The sequence below is a fragment of the Bradyrhizobium sp. Mp27 genome (genome assembly GCF_029953005.1).
Classification (GTDB): domain Bacteria; phylum Pseudomonadota; class Alphaproteobacteria; order Rhizobiales; family Xanthobacteraceae; genus Bradyrhizobium; species Bradyrhizobium barranii.
Window position 1 is genome coordinate 1 of sequence record NZ_JASAUS010000045.1, and the last position, 18,107, is coordinate 18,107.

Genomic DNA, 18,107 nt, shown 5'->3' on the forward strand with positions numbered 1-18,107 from the left:
CCAACCTCGGCTTCCATGACTCGATGGAAGCCACTGTGGACCCTTATCCCGGGGTCCCGATTGGATGCCGATCACCCCGAAAACGGGGTCCTTATTCCATGCCGAAACACACGAGGTCACCTCGGAGCGGATTCGAGACAAGATTGCCGCCTCCAAGCGGAAGGGGCTGTGGGTTGGTGGCCCGCTGCCGCTCGGCTACGAGATGAAGGACGGCAAGGTCATCGTCGTTGAGGAGGAAGCCGAACAGGTCAGGTTTATCTTCAAACGCTATCTCGAGCTCAGCGGCGTCAACGCCCTTGTTCGGGATCTCAGGCAGCGGGATATCCGGACCAAGGCCAGACCGCTCGCCACCGGTGCTACCAGGGGCGGCATTCCGTTTGGGCGCGGGACGCTGTTCTACCTCCTGCGGAACCACTTCTACATCGGGGAGGTCAAATACAAGGGCGAGATCCTGCCGGGGGAGCAGCCGCCGATCATGGACCGCGGCACGTTCGATGCCGTCCAGCAGAAGCTGACCGATCAATGGTCGACCCGCTCGACGATCCGCAACGCTTCCGATCCTCTGCTGGCCGGCCTGTTATTCGACGATGCCGGCTACCGCATGGTGTCCACCCACGCGACCAAAGCTAGCATTCGCTATCGCTACTATGTCTCGTCGCCGCATCTTCTTGGCGAATCCAAGTCGGCAGCGCTCGGATCGGTCTCTCGCGTTCCAGCGGCCAATATTGAAGAACTTGTGGTCAAATCGCTAAAGGAACATCGGGCCACAGAGAATGTGGCCTTCGCACCCGATGTTGCGCACGACTTTGATCGCCAAACGATCCTCGAATGGGTCGAGCGCATCGATGTCCACCGCGATCGACTGGTGGTGCGGCTCAAATCCGATCATCCAGCAGACCTTGCCGACGCCGCCAGCTCCCGCGATGGGCCTCATCTCTCGATCCCATGGGAGAAGCCGCCATTCAAAAGGTCGCGACAGATCTGCTGCCGCAGGGCGTCTCACGCAATGCAGTGCGGCCGGAACGCGCCGAGCGCCGCGCCCGGCTTGTGACCGCGATTGCGCGCGGCCGGCGCTGGCTCGCCGAAATTGTCTCCGGTTCGGTCACTTGCGTCGACCAGATCGCGTCGCGTGAACGCTGCAGCGTCCGTCAGGTCAACATGACGATCTCGCTCGCCTTCCTTGCCCCGGATCTGGTCAAGGCCGCCGTCGAGGGTCGCTTGCCCCGCGGCATCGGCGTTGAACGGTTGCGCGAGGCGCCCGCGGAGTGGCGCGGCCAGTTCCAAGCGCTCGGGCTCAATCCGCAATAACCGCCGGGAAATCAGGAATCGGCATCCGAGTCCGACCGGCCGCCTCCATCCCAATCCAAACCCGCCAGGAACGGAATTTTTTGGTGCATAGACCGGAGGTCGGATACCGCGCCGCGACGGGTGAGCTACGCGACAGAGACCGGAATTCCAGAACCGGTCCCTCGGAAAGCCCACAAGAACGCAACGCTTTTCGTCCGGTCAAAGCCGTCCGGTTCGGCGAGGATACTATAATGGAGACTATCTGGACCAAACTGCATGATCCCGCGCATTCATCGAACCAGTCTCCGAAACTCGGGCCAGGAACGGAATTTTTTGCTGCGGAGACAGGCCCGCGAAATGGGCTCATTCGGCTCGATTGCATGAGCAGAGACTTTGCTAACCAGAGATTTCGGCAGACATGTCTTTGAAATTGCGGCGCCACTGCGAGCGCCCCACTCTCTATACAACTACAGAGAGTGGGTGGTGGGCGCGACAGGGATCGAACCTGTGACCCCTACCATGTCAAGGTAGTGCTCTCCCGCTGAGCTACGCGCCCTAGATGTCTCTAGATCGGGTCGGGTCCCTATAACGGCTCAGGGGAGCCGGTGCAAGGACCGAAGGGGGCCGATTTAGGCCGCCAGCATCTTGTTCACTTCGCTGACCAATTCGCGCAGATGCACGGGCTTGGACAGCACCTTGGCGTTCTTGGGGGCGTCCGAATCCGAGTTCAGGGCGACCGCGGCGAAGCCGGTGATGAACATGATCTTGATGTCGGGGTCGAGTTCCGAGGCCCGGCGGGCGAGCTCGATACCGTCCATCTCCGGCATCACGATGTCGGTCAGCAGCATCTCGAACGGCTCTTCCCGGAGCCGCTGATAGGCGGCCATGCCGTTGTCATGGGACGAGACCTGAAAACCAGCGTTTTCCAGCGCCTTGACCAGGAAACGGCGCATGTCGTTGTCGTCTTCGGCGAGCAGGATTTTGGGCATGGCAGGAAACGTCAAATCCCCAGAGGATATCAGCAGAGGTTACTAAGCCCGACAGAGGGTAAATTTGGGGTGAAAATCTTTACCCTGGGCTGGCTGCGCTGCCGGTCCCTTGTGAACCCGAATGCGGCACGAATCAATCGAGCCGCGCCGGCGCATCCCCGCTTCCCCGCCCACACGGTTAAGACATGTTCCACCGCCAATCACATCTTTTCGCTTGGCAGAATGGTTGCGATTCCAGACAATGACGACACATAAGAGCCGCTCCACCGGCCGAATCAATTCGATCCGAGACTCGGATCCTGCGGCGCGAAGGGACGAAGCCTGAGAAGATGACCCGGTTTGACGGCGACGTGTCGCCCGCCTTCGAGATCGTGGAGCCCGCGCAATGGCGCGCGCCTGTCATCTTCAATTCGCCCCATTCCGGCTCGACCTATCCGGACGAATTCCTCAGCGCCTCCAGGATCGACCTGACGACGCTGCGGCGGTCCGAAGATTCCTTCATGGACGAGCTGATCGGCCATTTGAGCGAGCGCGGCTTTCCGACCGTGCGGGTCAACTTTCCCCGCTCCTATGTCGACGTCAATCGCGAGCCCTATGAGCTCGATCCCCGCATGTTCACCGGACGGCTGCCGAGCTTTGCCAATACCCGCTCGATGCGGGTCGCCGGAGGGTTAGGCACCATCCCGCGCGTGGTCGGCGACGGCCAGGAGATCTACCGCGAACGCATCCTGGTCGATGATGCGCTGGCGCGGATCGAGACGCTCTACAAGCCCTATCATCGCGCGCTGCGCCGGCTGATCAACAAGGTGCACCAGATGTTCGGCACCGTGGTGCTGGTCGACTGCCACTCGATGCCCTCGGTCGGCGTTAGCAGGGACGAGCCGCGGCGGCCCGACATCGTGATCGGCGACCGCTACGGCACGAGCTGCACGCCGCTGCTTCCGGACAGGGTCGAGGAGACCATGGGCGGGCTCGGCTATTCGATCGGCCGCAACAAGCCCTATGCCGGCGGCTTCATCACCGAGCATTACGGCAACCCCGCAAGCGGCCTGCACGCGGTGCAGCTCGAACTCAACCGCGCGATCTACATGGACGAGCGGCGGCGCGAGCGCAGTCCGCGCTTTGCGCAAGTGGCAAGCGACTTCGGCGTGCTCGCCGACGTGCTGGCGACGACGATCCCGTTCGGCGATCTCGGCCCGTTCCAGGCCGCGGCGGAATAATAGCGAGCCGTCGCCGCGCGATCGCATCGCCGATCAAACATCAGATCAAGCTGCCAGCGTATCGTGCGCAGAATCTTCGCTTCGCGTTTTCGCGCGCTCGAAGTGAAGATCGAGGCTCAAAGAAAAAAGGGCCGCTTCTGATGAAGAAGCGGCCCAAGTCTAGGGAGGAAACGCCCAAGGAGGGCAGCGGTAACGCAGAGCGCTACCGCACCGCAACAATATGCGGCCGCGACGCACAAAGTGCAAGGACTTTCGAGCCGTTTCCCATGCAATATGCACATGGCTCATTTGCTTATAGCGAAACCCAGATTCAGTTTCTTTGATAAGGAAATTCAATGGGTTGATAACCGTTTGCATACGAACAAGGCATACTCGGAACTAAGTTTTCAACTCTGTGATCGATATTTGGTCGGCATATGACTGGGATGGGGCAGCCGGTTGCGGCATCCAAAATACCAGGGAGCAAACCAACTCAGCGCTGCACGCGAGAAGCGAATTGAGCTAGGCAGGAGCGAGCTTCACCCGACTTTCGTTTTGAGGATGCACCGTGACGGTGATCGACTTCTCAGCCTTCATCGGACGGCTCGCCACCGCCTCCGGCGAAACCATCCTGCCGTTCTTCCGCACCTCGCTGTCGATCGACGACAAGAGCAAGACCAAGGATTTCGACCCCGTGACGGAGGCCGACCGCGCCGCGGAGGCGGTGATGCGCCGGCTGATCAAGGCGAGCTTCCCCCAGCACGGCATCGTCGGCGAGGAATTCGGCAATGAGCGCGAGGACGCCGATTATGTCTGGGTGCTCGACCCCATCGACGGCACGAAATCCTTCATCGGCGGCTTTCCGATCTGGGGCACGCTGATCGCGCTGCTGCACAAGGGCGCGCCGGTGTACGGCATGATGCACCAGCCCTTCATCGGCGAGCGCTTCTCCGGCGACAACGGCTCGGCCACTTATAAAGGCCCGTCCGGCGAACGCCGGCTCCAGGTCCGCCGCTGCGCCTCGCTGTCGGAAGCGACGAGCTACACCACCAGCCCGCTGCTGATGAACGAACGCGACCGCGCCATTTTCAGCCGCATTGAGCAGGGCGCGCGGCTGTCGCGCTATGGCGGCGACTGCTACTCCTATTGCATGCTGGCGGCGGGTCACGTCGATCTCGTGGTCGAGACCGAACTGAAGCCTTACGACATCGCGGCCCTGATCCCGATCGTGACCGGCGCCGGCGGCGTCGTTACCACCTGGGAAGGCAAGCCGGCCCAGGGCGGCGGCCGCATCATCGCGGCCGGCGACGCAAGAGTTCACGAAGAAGCACTGAAACTGCTCAACGGATAAACGCCCCAAGGAGCGTGCATGAAAAGAGCCTGCATGAACAACTGGCCTAAGCTCCTCCTCGCATTCCTGCTCCTGTTTCCCGCCCTCGCCTCCGCGCAGAATTTCCCCGCAAAACCGATCAAGCTGATCGTGCCGTTCCCGGCCGGCGGGCCCAACGACATCATTGCCCGCGTGATCGGCCAGCGCATGTCGGAGCTGTCAGGGCAGCCGGTGCTGATCGACAATCGCGGCGGCCAGGGCGGCGTGCTCGGCACCGACGCGGTCTCCAAGGCCGCGCCCGACGGCTACACCATCGCCATCTCCTCAGCCGGCGCGCTCGCGATCAGCCCGAGCATGGAGCGGGTCGCCTACGACACCGCGAGCGACTTCACGCCGGTGACGCTGGTTGCGACCGTGCCGGAAATGCTTGTCGTCGCCACCAACGTGCCCGCAAAGGACATCGGCGAGCTGATCGCGCTCGCCAAGGCCCAGCCCGGAAAACTCAATTTCGCCTCCTCCGGCCCCGGCAGCCTGCCGCACCTCGCCGGCGAGTTGTTCAAGCTGACGGCCAAGATCGACATCGTCCACGTGCCCTATCGTGGCGCTGCTCCCGCGGTGAACGATCTCCTGGGCCAGCAGGTGCAGATGACCTTCCTGGATCTTCCGGTGCTGCTGCCGCAGGTCAAGGCGGGCGCGTTGAAGCCGATCGCGGTCGGCTCGGCCGAGCGCTCCGCGACCGCGCCCGACGTGCCGACCACCGCGGAAGCGGGCTTTGCCGATCTTCGCATCGAGAACTGGTACGGCATGGTGGCGCCGAAGGGCACGCCGAAGGAGATCGTCACCGCGCTGCATGACCTGGCGACGAAGGCGATGGCGGATCCGGCCGTAAAGGAAAAGCTCGCCGCCCAAGGCGCGACGCTGGTTGGCGACGAGCCGGAGCATTTTCGGCAGTTCATCGCGGATGAGACGAAGAAGTGGGCGAAGGTGATCAAGGACGCCGGCGTCGAAACGGCGAAGTAGCGGCAGACTTGTTCCCGAAGTGAATTGACCTGGATCTCGCCTGTTTTGCCCGAGGGGTAACACAAGGAATTGCCGCGGGTCGGCCTAACCACGCAATCACGGCCCCGTGTCGCACACCGCCGCTTTCGCAGTCTGGCGCTGCAATGCTGGCATGCCAATGTAATTGGCGCCAAACCCGCGGGAGGTCAGCATGCGGACAATGATACTGGGAGCATTTTGCGCCATCGCAATGATCACCAGCGCAAACGCCGCGATCAAGGAGGAGCCGGTCACCTATACCGACGGCGAGACCACAATGAAGGGCTTCGTCGTGTACGACGACGCCAGCCAAGCCAAGCGCCCCGGAATCGTGATGGTGCATGAATGGTGGGGCATCACCAATCACATCCATAACGAGGCGCGGAAGTTCGCGCAGCAGGGCTACACGGCCTTCATTGCCGACATGTATGGCGACGCCAAGACCGCCGACAACCCGAAGGACGCCGGCGCGCTCTCGGGCGCGGTGATGAAGAACCCAGCGGTCATGGAGTCGCGCTTCAAGGCCGCGCGGGACCAGCTTGCCAAACAGGCTTCGGTCAATCCCCAGCAGATCGGCGCCGTTGGTTACTGCTTCGGCGGCGCGGTGGTTTTGAACATGGCGCGTGCCGGCGCCGACCTCGCCGCCGTTGCGGGCTTTCATGCATCGCTTGGTCTCAATACGCCTGCGCCAGGGCCGGGAACCGTCAAGGCAAAAATCCTGATCCTGAACGGCGCGGACGACCCCTTCGTGAAGCGCGAGCAATACGATGCGCTCAAGAAGGATTTCGACGCCGCCAAGGCCGATTATCGGATCGTCGAATATCCGGGCGCTGTGCACGCCTTCACGAACCCCGAAGCGACCGAGCTCGGCACGAAGTTCAACCTGCCACTCAGATACGACGCCAAGGCGGATCAGGAAGCCAAGGCCGAGGCGACCAAGTTTTTCGCCGCCGACCTCAAAAAGTAGACAGAAAGGGCCACCTTTTGGGTGGCCTTTTCGAGCCTTGGCGAGCTGCGTCGTCCCCAGACCTTCAAGATCGTGTCTCACCTCTGAACTTCGGCGCGCAAATAGTCCACCAATTGCTTGGCGGGGCGCGGCAATGATTTGAAGCTGCGGGCGCAGATCGTCAATCTTCGATTGGCCCAGCCGTCGCGGATCCGGATGGCCACGATCGGCATCGATCTCGCGCAGCGCCTTGCCGCGGTTTCCGGAACAACGGCAACCCCGACGTCGGCGGCGAGCCGGAGCGTTTTCGCAGCTTCATCGCGGACGAGACCGCGAAATGGGCGAAGGTGATCAAGGACGCCGGCGTCGAGACGGCGAAATAGCGCTGTCTTACCCTCTCCTGGAGGGGGAGGGTCGATCGCGCGAAGCGCGAGCGGGGTGGGGTGATCTCTCCACTCAGACAGTGTTCGACGCGGAGAGACCGTCACCCCACCCCGTCTCACATTTCGCTGCGCTCAATGTGAGCCGACCGTCCCCCTCCAGGGGAGGGTAAGCGCGAAGTTCACACCGCCGCCGCCCGCAAATGCTCCACCAGCATTTTGGCCGGCCTTGGCAGCGCCTTGAAGCTGCGTGCGCAGATCACGAGCTTGCGGTTGGCGAAGGCATCGCGCAGGCGGACCATGGCCAGCGGCATCAGCTTGGCGCAGCGGCGGGCGGCGGATATCGGCACCAGGGCGATGCCGACGTCGGCGGCGACCATCTGACAGATCGCGTCGAAATCGCGCAGACGCGCACGGTAATGCGGACGCATGCCGAGCCGGGCGGCGTGCTTCGAAATGTGCATCTGGAGCGCAGTGGCGCTGGTGAGCCCGACAAAATCACAAGCGGCCGTCTCCTGAAAATCGATCTGGCGACGGCCCGCGAACGGGCCGCGCCGCGACGTCACCAATGTCAGGTGGTCCTCGCTGAAGACGAAGCGCTCGATATGGTCGGGCAGCGCGTGCTCGGCGGCAAAGCCGAGATCGGCGGCACCGGCGGTGATCGCTGCCGCGATATCGGTGCTCTCGCGCTCCTCGATGTCGATGGCGACGTCACGATGCTCGCGCAGGAAGCCCGCCAGCGCCTTCGGCAGATGCTCCGACAGCCCCGAGGTGTTGACGAGAAAATGCACGCTCGCGCGCACACCGCTGGCAAAGCCGGCGAGATCGCCGCGCATGGCGTCGACCTGGTGCATCACGACCCGCGCATGATCGAGCAGGCTCTCGCCCGCCGCAGTCAGCTCGACACCGCGCCGCCCGCGCTTGAGCAGCGCGACGCCGAGCGCGTCCTCGAGCCCTTTTATGCGCGCGCTGGCAGAGGCCAAGGCGAGATTCGATCGCTCGGCGCCGCGGGTGATGCTGCGCTGGTCGGCGACCGCGATGAAGAGCTGGAGGTCGACGAGGTCGAAGCGCATGGCTGGATTCTCCTCAGCCTCCGCCAGAAACGAAGGCTGTCTCCGTAACCTCCAGATTGTGCCGGCGCGCGGCTTCGGTCAATGTGCAAGATATGATCATCGACCCGCTCCTCATCCTCATCGCCGCCGTCTTCCTGATCGCTGGATTCGTCAAGGGCGTGGTCGGGCTCGGCCTGCCGACCGTGTCCATGGGCCTGCTCGCGGTGAACATGGCGCCGAGCCGCGCGATCGCCATCGTGATCGTGCCCGCCATCGTCACCAATATCTGGCAGACCTTCGCCGGCCCCTATCTGCGCGACATCCTGAGGCGGCTGTGGCCGCTGATGATCGGCACCGTGATCGGATGCTGGCTCAATGCCGGCGCGCTGACCGGCCCGCATGCCCGTTACGGCACGATCGTGCTCGGAATCCTGCTCGTGATCTACGCGATCATCGGGCTCAGCAAATTCAAGTTCCACGTCGCGCCGCAGAACGAGAAATGGGTCGGCGGCGTGGTCGGCGTGATCACCGGCGTGATCTCGGCCTCGACCGGCGTGCAGGTGATCCCCTCGATGCCGTTCATGCAGGCGATCGGCATGGAGAAGGACGAGCTGGTGCAGGCACTCGGCGTGTTCTTCACGACGGCGACGCTGGCGCTCGCCTTCAATCTCACCGCCGGCGGATTGCTGACGCCGGCAAACGCCGTGCCGGGCGCCGTGGGCATGGCCATGGCCTTTGCCGGCATGTTCGTCGGCCAGTCGGTGCGGGCGCGGATGCCGGCGGAAGCGTTCCGCCGCTGGTTCCTGATCGCGATGATCCTGCTCGGCGTTTATCTCGCCGGCAGCGCGCTCCTGAAGGAGTTCGCCTGAGGCCTACGATTTGGGTTCGTAGCCCGGCACCCATTTTTCGTGCTGGAGCAGATCGTCCTGGATCGTCCACCACGGTGCGCGCGACGAGGTGAAGACGTGGAGGCGGGGCCTGACATCGGGATCGTCATCGAGCAGGCCGGCGGGAATGCTGACGGTCGGCAGATAACTCGCCTTACCCGGCGTCAGGCAGCCGCAGGTCTTGCAGCGATGGCGGAAGCTCCCCGGTGCGGATTCGTAAGCCACCATCATGTCCTCGCCGGCAACGAAGCGAAACTTATCGGCATCGACATGGGCGTAGGTGGCGAAGGCGGCACCGGTCAGCTTGCGGCAATTGGCGCAATGACAATGCGTGAGCGCACGCACCTGATCGATCTCGAAACGCACGACGCCGCATAGGCAGCTTCCACGAACCATCGAAACCTCCCCGCGCGGCCTCTATCGGGCCGACTGCATGCCGGACCAGTCATCCGTTCGAATGAGTTACCGCGTCTCCAGCATGGCGACGCGGATGCCGAGATAGATGAAGAGACCGCCGAGGGCGCGGTTGACCCAGGCGATCGCGCCCTCAGACTTGCGCAGCCGGTGGGCCGCCCTCGCCGCGAACGCCGCCAGCACGAGGCACCACAACGTTCCCGTAAAGATGAAGATCAGGCCGAGCGCCAGGAAGGCGAGCGGCTTCTGCGGGGAATCGGCTGCGACGAATTGCGGCAGGAAGGCCAGGAAGAACAGCGCGACCTTGGGATTGAGCGCGTTGGTGAAGACGCCCTGGAGGAAGACCCGCCGCAGCGGGCTCCGATCCGGCTCGTCGATGGCTGCGGCCAGCGCCGGGCGCGACCACAGCATCTGAAGTCCCGTCACGACGAGATAGGCCGCGCCGACCAGCTTCAGGATCGAGAAGGCGGTCGATGAGGCCATCAGCAGGGCCGAAAGGCCGATTGCCGCGCCCGCGACGTGGAAAAAGCAGCCAAAACTGATGCCGAGCGCGGCCGCGGCGCCGCCCCGCCAGCCCATCTGCATGCTGCGGCCGATCACGTAGACCGAGTCCGGGCCGGGCGTGATGTTGAGCAATATGCCCGACAGGATAAAGAGCCAGATCTCGTGAATGCCCAGCATGTGAGGTGCCCCCGTCAGCCTTGACAGGCGGGCTTATTCGGTTCGGCCGCCGCCGTCCACCGCCAGGATTGCGGAGAATTTACCTCAAATTTGCAATGCGGATCATGCTTTCGCTCGGCCTTATCTGCTCTATAAAGGCAGGGGTCTTGGAAATGCGGGATTCGAGGCGACTGCCACGCGGGGGCCGGTCATCGATCCCTTGGAGCTCCGGATTATGGAAAGACGTCTGGCCGCCATCGTCTGCGCCGATGTCGCCGGCTATTCGCGCATGATGGGCAGCGACGAGGCCGGCACCCATGCCGCCTTCAAGGCCCATCGCAGCGCGATCCATCCCATCATCCTCAACCATGGCGGCCGCGTCGTCAAAAACACCGGCGACGGCTTCCTGCTGGAGTTCCCGAGCATCGTCGGCGCCGTCGAGGCCGCGATCGCGATGCAGACGCTGATGGCGGAGCGCAACCATCACCTGCCGGCCGAGCGCGCCATGCAGTTTCGCCTCGGCATCCACATGGGCGACGTCATCGCCGACGAGGACGAGGTATTCGGTGACGACGTCAATATTGCCGTCCGCCTCGAAGCGGTGGCGAGCCCCGGCGGCTTCGCCATCTCGGCCAAGGCCTACCGGGAGGCGAGCAAGCACCTGACCGCGCTGCTGGTCGATGCCGGCAACCATCGCTTCAAGAACATCAAGGACCCGATCGGGGTCTGGACCTGGATGCCCGAGGGTGCGCCGGCGCTCGCGCCCGAGCTCCGGGAGGCGTCGGTGCTGTCGCAGCAGTACCGCACAGCGATCGTCGGTGTGCTGCCCTTCGCCAATCTCAGCGACGCCCAGGACGAATATTTCTCCGACGGCCTCACTGAGGATCTGATCCACGCGCTGTCGCTGCAATCCTTCTATCGCGTACTGAGCCGCAACTCGACCTTCGCGTTCAAGGGCAAGAACACCAACACCCGCCTGATCGCGCGCGAGATCGATGCCACCTATCTGATCCAGGGCTCGGTGCGGCGCGCCGGAGCCAAGATCCGCGTCACCGCCGAGCTGGTCGCGCCGGAGACCGGCGAGCAACTCTGGACCGGCCGCTACGACCGCGACATTGGCGACCTGTTCGCGATGCAGGACGAGATCACCACCAATCTGTCCGCCGCCATCGCCACCGAGATCGTCCGTGCGGAGGCCTCGGCGCCGGCGCGGCTCTCCACCGACGTGACCGCCTGGGACCGCTTCCTCAAGGGACTGTCGCACTACTACCGGCAGACCAAGGAGGACCTGGCGACCGCCGTCGGCCTGTTCCGCGAGGCCATCAGCCTCGACCCCAAACTGTCGATCGCGCACGCCTATCTCGCCACGATCCAGATCCAGAGCATCCAGTTCGGGTGGGTCAAGGGCACGCGCGAGATGTGGGCTGAGGCGATGGCCCTCGCCGAGACCAGCGTCCGGCTCGATCCGCGCTCCTCCTTCGCGTTCTCGATCCTGTCCTGGGCGCATGCCATGGAGGGGCACTACGAGGCCGCGATGGACGCCGCCAAGCGCGCGGTCGCGCTGAACCCCTACGACAACGGCGCACGCGGTGTGCTCGGCATCTGCCATTTCGTCATCGGCGAGCACCGCGAGGCGATCGAGCTGTTCTCGATGGCCGCGCAGCGCGACAACAGCGACCCGCGCTACCAATGGGCCGCGCTGAACGCCTTCAGCCATTATCTGCTGGGGCAATACGACGCGACCCTGTCCTGGGCCCGCGAGCAGCTCTACATCAACCCGAACCACATGCAGGCGCTGGCGATCCGTGCCGCGGCGCTGGCACAGTTGGGCCGGGACGATGAGGCGGGCGAGGCCGTCGGCGTGCTGATGCGCAACTACCCGACGCTGAATGTCGATCGTCACTTGCGCAATTTCCACTGGAAGCGGCCCGAGGACCTTGCCCATTACCGCGAGGGGCTTCTGAACGCGGGCGTGCCGCTCAGCAAGCTGACCCTGGTGCAAAGCGACGTCAAACGCGCGGCCGAGTCCTGACAGGCGGGCCTTCTCGGTCCCGATCCAGTCCCTTCGCAAACCGCGGGCCGGCTTTTATTGACGGGACAGTGAATTCAGCCACACTTCCTTACACGCTGAAGTAGTATAAGCTGCTGTCGGTTTGTTAGGACTTTCCGCGCTCTATCGGCGCGTCTTCATTTCACGATTCGCCGTTTTCAGGATTTTGGGCCATGAACGACCCCGCCTCGAAGCCTCCCTTCGATCCCTCGATCCAGGTCTCGCCAGACAATCCCTGCCCCTTCCTGCGTGGCCTCGTCGGCGAAGGTTTCGTCGACGGCGGGACCGTCCCGATCGGCAAGCTATCGCAGACGATCGCGAATGCGAGCGGCGACAAGGGGCTGATGAAGACGGTGGCCCGCGTCGAGACCCGCGGCATCGCGCTGATCGCCAACGGCTTCGGTCACATCCTGAAGAGCATCTTTTCGGGCGCACAGCTCGATGCGCTGCGCGGCGGCCCCCTGGACAAGCGCGGTGCCGGTTCGCGCATCCTCGGCGTCGACGGCAAGGTCAACGAGGATCAGATCGCCCGCCTGGCCAGCTTCGGCAGGGACTATACCGATCCGAACGGCGGCGGCACCGAGCCCGGCATCAACGCGTCGGAAATACAATCCTACATGCGCGACAATCTCAAGCGCGCCGGGAGCGCTGCGCGCTGGTATTACCGGATCTTGATGCAATTCGAATGGCCCATCCTGCTGAAGATCATGGGCAAGGGCGAAGGCGAGAACCGCTATCTCGCCATCGCCGACGTGCGTACGCTGTTCAACGAGCGTAAATTCCCCGACAGGATCACGCAGCGGGTCGTCAGCCAGCCGGTCAAACCGCCCTCACTCATATTGCGCGTTGCCGGCGGGTTAGTCGCCGCGCTCCTCGTCTTTGGCGTCGTGGCGCTGCGCTTTCCGGATCAATTCCAGCCGATGCTGCCCGGCATCCTCGGTGACCTCGTGGCGCCGCCATTGCCGAAGCTTGTCGAACCCCGGGCCGCGTACTGGCTCGAGCAAAACTGGGCGCTGGAGGACCGGCACTGGTTTCATCACGCCAGCCAGGGCACCGCGACCTTCCCGGTGCCCTACAGCTGGTTCATGGCGCTCGAGCAGCCGCGGCTTCACTTCTTCGCAAAGCCCGGGATGCTGCATGACAGCGACCATCTGCAGCGCTTCGGCTTCATCCCGAGCCCGCAGACGATCAACACCGACGACGCCACGCTGCGCCGGTTCGGCTACGCCAACGTCTACGACAAGACCAATCCGGTGCCGGCGCGGCTTTGGGATCCGCCGGTCAACTGGGGCGCCCAGGCTGAAAACGTCGACGGCGTGCCCGTCGGCTTCGCGCGCATGACCGGCGTACCCGATCCTGCGACCGGCCAGGTCGGCGAGGACCGGATCGGCCTGACCTGCGCCGCCTGTCACACCGGCCAGATTCACTACAAAGGCATCGACATCCGTTTCGACGGCGGCCCGGCGATGACCGACCTAAGGAAGCTCGAGGTCACGACGGGTCTGTCGATCGCCTACACGCTTCTCGTGCCGGGTCGCTTTACGCGCTTCGCCGACCGCGTGCTCGGCCCCTCCGCCAGCGATGCGGATCGCGATGCGCTGAAGCAGAAGCTGCGTGCGATCAGCACATTCCTGATCGACTGGGAGAAAACCTACGCGAAAACCATCGACGGCAAGACGAGGTTCAACGAGAAGACGAAGCGGGAAGAGAAGCAGCAGGACACCGAGGAAGGATACGGCCGTCTCGACGCGCTCAACCGCATCGGCAATCAGGTCTTCGCCCAGGACATGACGCTCAGCGGCCTCAGCGGCTTCGAAAAGAATCTGCATGCCAAGGACGCGCCGGTCAGCTTCCCGCCGATCTGGACCGTGCCCTGGCTCAAATTCGCGCAGTATGACGCGTCCATCGAACAACCGCTGATCCGCAACGCCGGCGAAGCGCTGGGCGTGACGGCGCTGCTCAATCTGTCCGACAATACCCCCAAGGACACGCTGTTCCGCTCGTCGATGGACATCAAGAATCTGAACTGGATCGAGGATCTGCTGAAGGGGTCGGCGCCCTATCCGAAAAAGCAGCTCTCCGGACTGACATCGCCGAAATGGCCGTCGGACATCTTCGGCGACAATGCCTGGAAGATCGATGGCGAGCGCGTCAAGAACGGCCGCAAGCTCTACGCGCAGATCTGCGTCGAATGCCATCTCGGGCCGGTCAATGATCCCGTGTTCGACGCCGAGTTTCCGGACCAGAGCATCTGGTCCTCGTCGCGCTGGGAGACCATCGGCAAAGACAAATTCCTGAACGAGGTCCAGAAAAGCGTCAAAGGCATGGGCACCGATCCCGCTCAGGCCAGCGTGCTGGAGACGCGGACGGTTCAGGTCCCGGGCTTTCTCAAGCTCGATCCCACGCAGAATCTCAATGCCTGGTGGAGCTGCAACCTGCCGGATGTCTCGTCGACCGACATGCCGTACTCGCTCGGGCTGATGGTGCTCGTCGACATCGTCAGCCGCAAGGCGATGGACGATGCGAAGATCGACCCGAAGGTTCAGCAGGCCTGGTGGGGTGAGCGCAAGAACTGCCCGAATCCCGGTCCGCAGCCGCCCGAGGCGAAGGAGCCGCGGCCCTGGTATCGCGCGCGCCCGCTCAACGGCGTCTGGGCCACCGCGCCTTACCTTCACAACGGATCGGTGCCCTCGCTCTACTGGATGCTGAGCCCCGCGGCCGAGCGCCCCAAATCGTTCTGCATGGGTGGTGGTCGCGACTACGATCCGAAGCAGGTCGGCTTCGCGGTCGTCGACGGCGAGAGCTGCAAGACCGGGCAGTCGCGCTTCTCGACCCGAGCGTCTGATGGCACCGAGACCTTCGGCAACAGCAATGCCGGCCATTCGTTCGATGGCACGCCGGGCCCCGGCAAGGACGGCACCATCGGCCGCGTGCTCAAGGAGCAAGAGCGCTACGACCTGATCGAGTATCTGAAGACGCTGTGAGGCTGAGAAGGTTCATCGTCATGGCCGGGCTTGTCCCGGCCATCCACGTTCTTTGATCGCGCAGCAAGGCGTGGATGCCCGGGACAAGCCCGGGCATGACGGAGATTGTGGAACGATCAGCCGTCCTCAGGAAGTTTCCGTCACTTCACTTGAACAGCGGCGTGCCCGGCACGAAGGCGTCGAAGGCGGCCCAGAACTGGGAGCGGTAGCGGTCCTGCTCCTGGAGGATCTCGTGCTTGGCACCGGCGATCACGAGATGGGAGCCGGCCCGCAAATGATAGGCGAACTCCTCGATCGCCGCGGTCGAGACCACGGTGTCGCTGGAGGCCGCCAGCATCAGGATCGGCTGGCGGATTTGGGACGGGTAGTTCTTGCCCTTGAAGGTGTTCATGGCGTGGAAGGCGGTATCGGCCCAGGCGACCGTCGGTGACGCGAGCCCGAGCGTCGGATCCTCCTCCAGGATCGCGGCATTGCGCGCATAGCGCACGGGATCGCTGGTCAGCGGATTGTTAATGAAGGGATTGAGCCCGGTGATGTGGTCGCTGCCGCCGGGGACATAGCGACCGCCCATCCCCATCAGGCGCATCGTCTTCAGCAGCGCCCGCGCCGGAAACGAGGTGGCGCGGCCGGGCAGGTCGATCATCGGCGCCGACAGCACCATGCGGTCGAACCAGCGCTTGCCGGCATGCGCTACCCGCAGCATCACCGTGCCGCCCATGGAATGGGCCAGCGCGAAGAAGGGCGGCGGGCAATCCGGCAGCACCACCTGCTGCACGAAGGTCTCGACGTCGATCTCGAAATCGGAGAAGTCGCGCACATAGCCCTTGCGCGGATCGCGCAGGCGGCGCGAGGAGTGGCCCTGCCCGCGCCAGTCGATCATCGCCACCGCGAAGCCGCGGTCGCGCAGGTCGCGCACGGTCTCGAAATATTTCTCGATCTGCTCGCTGCGTCCGGTGAAGACGCAGACCGTGCCCTTGCGGTTCGCCGGCGGCGCCCAGCGCGCAAAGCGCAGCTCGGCGCCATCGGGTGTCTTGATGGTGCCGCTGACGACGTCTTCGGGAACGGGATTGGACGGAATCGAGATCAGCGTCATTGGGCGAGAAATGCTGCAAATCAAGGGGCTGGAGCGCCGAAAAGGCGCAACTTGCCGCCCTCTTGAACGCCGTTCCCCTGAACCCATATCACCATGGTGCAGGCCGCTACCAGTGTTTCGGAACCGGAACATCAGGCTGCACACAGACCAAAGCCCGGCCCGATTGGCGGGCGGGTTACCAACAGTCGCTCAATGGAGGACTAGACCATGCGTAGCTACGACCTGACTCCGTTTTACCGTTCCACCGTCGGCTTCGACCGCCTCTTCAGCCTGCTCGACCAGGCCGGTTCGGACGGCAGCCCCGGTTATCCCCCCTACAACATCGAGCGTACCGGCGAGAACGCCTACCGTATCACGGTTGCGGTCTCGGGCTTTGCCAAGGACGAGCTCTCCATCGTCGCGAAGGAAAACACGCTGACGATCAAGGGCGAGAAAGTCGCCAACGAGAACTCGAAGTCCGAAGTGCTCTACCGCGGCATCGCCGCGCGTGCCTTCGAGCGCGCCTTCCAGCTTGCCGACTTCGTGCAGGTGAAGGACGCCTCGCTCGAGAACGGGCTGCTTCACGTCGACCTCGTGCGCGAGATTCCCGAAGCCAAGAAGCCGCGCCAGATCGCCATCAACGCGGCCGCGCCGAAGGCGCAGGTGATCGAGAGCTCGGTGGCCGCCTAAAGCACGGCGGCAACCGCCAAGTTGCGAAAACGCCCCGGTGCCCCGGGGCGTTTTTTCGTTTTGCATCGCATCACAGAACGGTGAGGACACGTAACGCCGCGACCACGCGCTCCGTCCTTTGGACATCGCAGTAAAAACAATACGGAGCACGATCATGTCACTTTGGCGCAGCCTTTTCGTCGCCGCGAGCCTGCTGGCGGCGCCCATCAGCCTTGCCCACGCGCAGACGCCGCAGACGGTGAAAGCCAAGAACGTCGTGCTGGTGCACGGCGCCTGGGCCGACGGATCGAGCTGGTCGGAGGTGATCCCGATCCTCCAGGCCGCGGGCCTGCACGTCACTGCCGTGCAAAATCCGCTGTCGTCGCTTGCGGACTCCGTCGAGGCGACCAAGCGTGCGCTGGCCGAACAGGATGGTCCGACCGTGCTGGTCGCGCATTCCTGGGGCGGCACCGTGATCAGCCAGGTCGGCAACGACCCGAAGGTCACCGGCCTCGTCTACGTCGCCGCGCGCGCGCCCGATGCGAACGAAGACTTCGTCGCACTGTCGAAGCAGTTTCCGGCAGGCCCGGCCCGCGCCGGCATCGTCGAGCGCGACGGCTACACAAAGCTCTCGGAAGACGCCTTCCTGAAGTATTTTGCCAATGGCGTGAAGCCGGAGCAGGCGAGGGAGCTGTACGCCGTGCAATGGCCGACGGCCGCCTCGATCTTCGCCGGCCGCACCACGGAAGCTGCATGGCACATGAAGCCGAGCTGGTACGCGGTGTCGAAGAACGACGGTACCATCAATCCCGATTTCGAACGCTTCCTCGCCAAGCGCATGAACGCGACCACGATCGAGCTCGATGCCGGCCACCTCTCGCTGGTGTCGCATCCGAAGGACGTGGCCAATCTGATCCTGGAAGCCGCGGGGTATCCGCGCAGCTGAGCAAGCGATCGCCGCAATGAAAAAGCGCCCGAGGTCTTCGGGCGCTTTTGTTTTGCTCAGGCCTCTCCCCGATGTCGTCCCTGCGAACGCAGGGACCCATAACCCCCCAGGGAGAAGTTTGGCGAAGACTCGTCGTTCGGGACTCGCACCTCATCCCCGTCGATAGATCACGCGGTATGGGTCCCTGCGTTCGCAGGGACGACA

General features: G+C 63.8%; 16 protein-coding genes, 1 tRNA gene and 1 pseudogene. 11 read left to right on the forward strand and 7 right to left on the reverse strand.

All coding sequences use genetic code 11. From position 1 onward, the window contains the following. The first annotated feature begins 64 nt into the window (after window positions 1-64). Window positions 65-1,051, forward strand: a complete 987-nt coding sequence (locus QJT78_RS22665; RefSeq protein WP_249169717.1) for a recombinase family protein — start codon at window positions 65-67, stop codon at window positions 1,049-1,051. Continuing rightward, window positions 1,048-1,308 carry a hypothetical protein gene (locus QJT78_RS22670; protein WP_240537542.1) on the forward strand — a complete coding sequence of 87 codons (261 nt, stop codon included), beginning with the start codon at window positions 1,048-1,050 and terminating at the stop codon, window positions 1,306-1,308. Before QJT78_RS22665 ends, QJT78_RS22670 begins: the two co-directional genes overlap by 4 nt. A 460-nt stretch (window positions 1,309-1,768) precedes the next feature. Here the strand turns inward: QJT78_RS22670 and QJT78_RS22675 are convergent. Both QJT78_RS22675 and QJT78_RS22680 read right to left on the reverse strand, forming a co-directional pair. Then, window positions 1,769-1,843 (reverse strand) — tRNA-Val (locus QJT78_RS22675). A 73-nt stretch (window positions 1,844-1,916) separates the two neighbouring features. Next, the gene (locus tag QJT78_RS22680; RefSeq protein ID WP_007597092.1) at window positions 1,917-2,276 is read right to left on the reverse strand and encodes a response regulator; all 360 of its coding nucleotides are present in this window, start codon (window positions 2,274-2,276) and stop codon (window positions 1,917-1,919) included. A gap of 329 nt (window positions 2,277-2,605) precedes the next feature. Here QJT78_RS22680 and QJT78_RS22685 point away from each other — a divergent pair, with 329 nt between their 5' ends. The 4 genes from QJT78_RS22685 (at window position 2,606) to QJT78_RS22700 (ending at window position 6,810) form a co-directional block, all read left to right on the forward strand. Next, window positions 2,606-3,496, forward strand: a complete 891-nt coding sequence (locus QJT78_RS22685) for an N-formylglutamate amidohydrolase (RefSeq protein ID WP_014491809.1) — start codon at window positions 2,606-2,608, stop codon at window positions 3,494-3,496. 547 nt (window positions 3,497-4,043) lie between these two features. Then, window positions 4,044-4,826 carry a histidinol-phosphatase gene (hisN, locus tag QJT78_RS22690; RefSeq protein ID WP_014491808.1) on the forward strand — a complete coding sequence of 261 codons (783 nt, stop codon included), beginning with the start codon at window positions 4,044-4,046 and terminating at the stop codon, window positions 4,824-4,826. Window positions 4,827-4,859: 33 nt separating this feature from the next. Continuing rightward, a complete protein-coding gene (locus tag QJT78_RS22695; RefSeq protein WP_028148084.1) occupies window positions 4,860-5,825 on the forward strand; it encodes a tripartite tricarboxylate transporter substrate binding protein in 966 nt (321 codons plus the stop codon). A 190-nt stretch (window positions 5,826-6,015) separates the two neighbouring features. Next, window positions 6,016-6,810, forward strand: coding sequence for a dienelactone hydrolase family protein (locus tag QJT78_RS22700; protein ID WP_028148085.1), 795 nt, complete (start codon window positions 6,016-6,018; stop codon window positions 6,808-6,810). Between the two features lie 77 nt (window positions 6,811-6,887). Here the strand turns inward: QJT78_RS22700 and QJT78_RS22705 are convergent. Both QJT78_RS22705 and QJT78_RS22710 read right to left on the reverse strand, forming a co-directional pair. Further along, window positions 6,888-7,085, reverse strand: a pseudogene (locus QJT78_RS22705) (LysR family transcriptional regulator); the annotation flags it as partial. Between the two features lie 266 nt (window positions 7,086-7,351). Beyond that, on the reverse strand, window positions 7,352-8,242 hold the full coding sequence (locus QJT78_RS22710; protein WP_028148086.1) for a LysR substrate-binding domain-containing protein: 891 nt from the start codon (window positions 8,240-8,242) through the stop codon (window positions 7,352-7,354). A 95-nt stretch (window positions 8,243-8,337) separates the two neighbouring features. On the opposite strand from QJT78_RS22710, the gene QJT78_RS22715 reads away from it, so the two are divergent. Beyond that, window positions 8,338-9,090, forward strand: coding sequence for a sulfite exporter TauE/SafE family protein (locus QJT78_RS22715; RefSeq protein WP_028148087.1), 753 nt, complete (start codon window positions 8,338-8,340; stop codon window positions 9,088-9,090). 3 nt (window positions 9,091-9,093) lie between these two features. Here the strand turns inward: QJT78_RS22715 and QJT78_RS22720 are convergent, their stop codons facing one another. Both QJT78_RS22720 and QJT78_RS22725 read right to left on the reverse strand, forming a co-directional pair. Then, the gene (locus QJT78_RS22720; protein WP_028148088.1) at window positions 9,094-9,504 is read right to left on the reverse strand and encodes a GFA family protein; all 411 of its coding nucleotides are present in this window, start codon (window positions 9,502-9,504) and stop codon (window positions 9,094-9,096) included. Between the two features lie 66 nt (window positions 9,505-9,570). Next, window positions 9,571-10,203 carry a LysE family translocator gene (locus tag QJT78_RS22725; protein WP_028148089.1) on the reverse strand — a complete coding sequence of 211 codons (633 nt, stop codon included), beginning with the start codon at window positions 10,201-10,203 and terminating at the stop codon, window positions 9,571-9,573. Window positions 10,204-10,417: 214 nt separating this feature from the next. Here QJT78_RS22725 and QJT78_RS22730 point away from each other — a divergent pair, with 214 nt between their 5' ends. Both QJT78_RS22730 and QJT78_RS22735 read left to right on the forward strand, forming a co-directional pair. Further along, complete coding sequence (locus tag QJT78_RS22730) at window positions 10,418-12,214, forward strand: tetratricopeptide repeat protein (RefSeq protein WP_028148090.1); 1,797 nt, start codon at window positions 10,418-10,420, stop codon at window positions 12,212-12,214. Between the two features lie 191 nt (window positions 12,215-12,405). Continuing rightward, window positions 12,406-15,216, forward strand: a complete 2,811-nt coding sequence (locus QJT78_RS22735; RefSeq protein ID WP_038942659.1) for a di-heme-cytochrome C peroxidase — start codon at window positions 12,406-12,408, stop codon at window positions 15,214-15,216. Window positions 15,217-15,361: 145 nt separating this feature from the next. Here QJT78_RS22735 and QJT78_RS22740 read toward each other — a convergent pair whose 3' ends face one another. Further along, window positions 15,362-16,309 (reverse strand): alpha/beta hydrolase, encoded by a 948-nt coding sequence (locus QJT78_RS22740; RefSeq protein WP_028148092.1) that lies wholly within the window; start codon window positions 16,307-16,309, stop codon window positions 15,362-15,364. 207 nt (window positions 16,310-16,516) lie between these two features. Between QJT78_RS22740 and QJT78_RS22745 the strand changes: the two genes are divergently transcribed. Continuing rightward, window positions 16,517-16,978 (forward strand): Hsp20 family protein, encoded by a 462-nt coding sequence (locus QJT78_RS22745; protein WP_028148093.1) that lies wholly within the window; start codon window positions 16,517-16,519, stop codon window positions 16,976-16,978. Window positions 16,979-17,132: 154 nt separating this feature from the next. Then, on the forward strand, window positions 17,133-17,903 hold the full coding sequence (locus QJT78_RS22750) for an alpha/beta hydrolase (protein WP_028148094.1): 771 nt from the start codon (window positions 17,133-17,135) through the stop codon (window positions 17,901-17,903). Window positions 17,904-18,107: the final 204 nt, after the last annotated feature.

Bases quoted from the DNA above. Each gene is read 5' to 3' on its own strand.
- QJT78_RS22700 (WP_028148085.1), top strand. From the start codon at position 6,016: ATGCGGACAATGATACTGGGAGCATTTTGCGCCATCGCAATGATCACC.
- QJT78_RS22720 (WP_028148088.1), bottom strand. From the start codon at position 9,504: ATGGTTCGTGGAAGCTGCCTATGCGGCGTCGTGCGTTTCGAGATCGAT.
- QJT78_RS22725 (WP_028148089.1), bottom strand. From the start codon at position 10,203: ATGCTGGGCATTCACGAGATCTGGCTCTTTATCCTGTCGGGCATATTG.
- QJT78_RS22685 (WP_014491809.1), top strand. From the start codon at position 2,606: ATGACCCGGTTTGACGGCGACGTGTCGCCCGCCTTCGAGATCGTGGAG.
- QJT78_RS22730 (WP_028148090.1), top strand. From the start codon at position 10,418: ATGGAAAGACGTCTGGCCGCCATCGTCTGCGCCGATGTCGCCGGCTAT.
- QJT78_RS22695 (WP_028148084.1), top strand. From the start codon at position 4,860: ATGAACAACTGGCCTAAGCTCCTCCTCGCATTCCTGCTCCTGTTTCCC.
- QJT78_RS22710 (WP_028148086.1), bottom strand. From the start codon at position 8,242: ATGCGCTTCGACCTCGTCGACCTCCAGCTCTTCATCGCGGTCGCCGAC.
- QJT78_RS22665 (WP_249169717.1), top strand. From the start codon at position 65: ATGCCGATCACCCCGAAAACGGGGTCCTTATTCCATGCCGAAACACAC.
- QJT78_RS22735 (WP_038942659.1), top strand. From the start codon at position 12,406: ATGAACGACCCCGCCTCGAAGCCTCCCTTCGATCCCTCGATCCAGGTC.
- QJT78_RS22745 (WP_028148093.1), top strand. From the start codon at position 16,517: ATGCGTAGCTACGACCTGACTCCGTTTTACCGTTCCACCGTCGGCTTC.
- QJT78_RS22740 (WP_028148092.1), bottom strand. From the start codon at position 16,309: ATGACGCTGATCTCGATTCCGTCCAATCCCGTTCCCGAAGACGTCGTC.
- QJT78_RS22680 (WP_007597092.1), bottom strand. From the start codon at position 2,276: ATGCCCAAAATCCTGCTCGCCGAAGACGACAACGACATGCGCCGTTTC.
- QJT78_RS22750 (WP_028148094.1), top strand. From the start codon at position 17,133: ATGTCACTTTGGCGCAGCCTTTTCGTCGCCGCGAGCCTGCTGGCGGCG.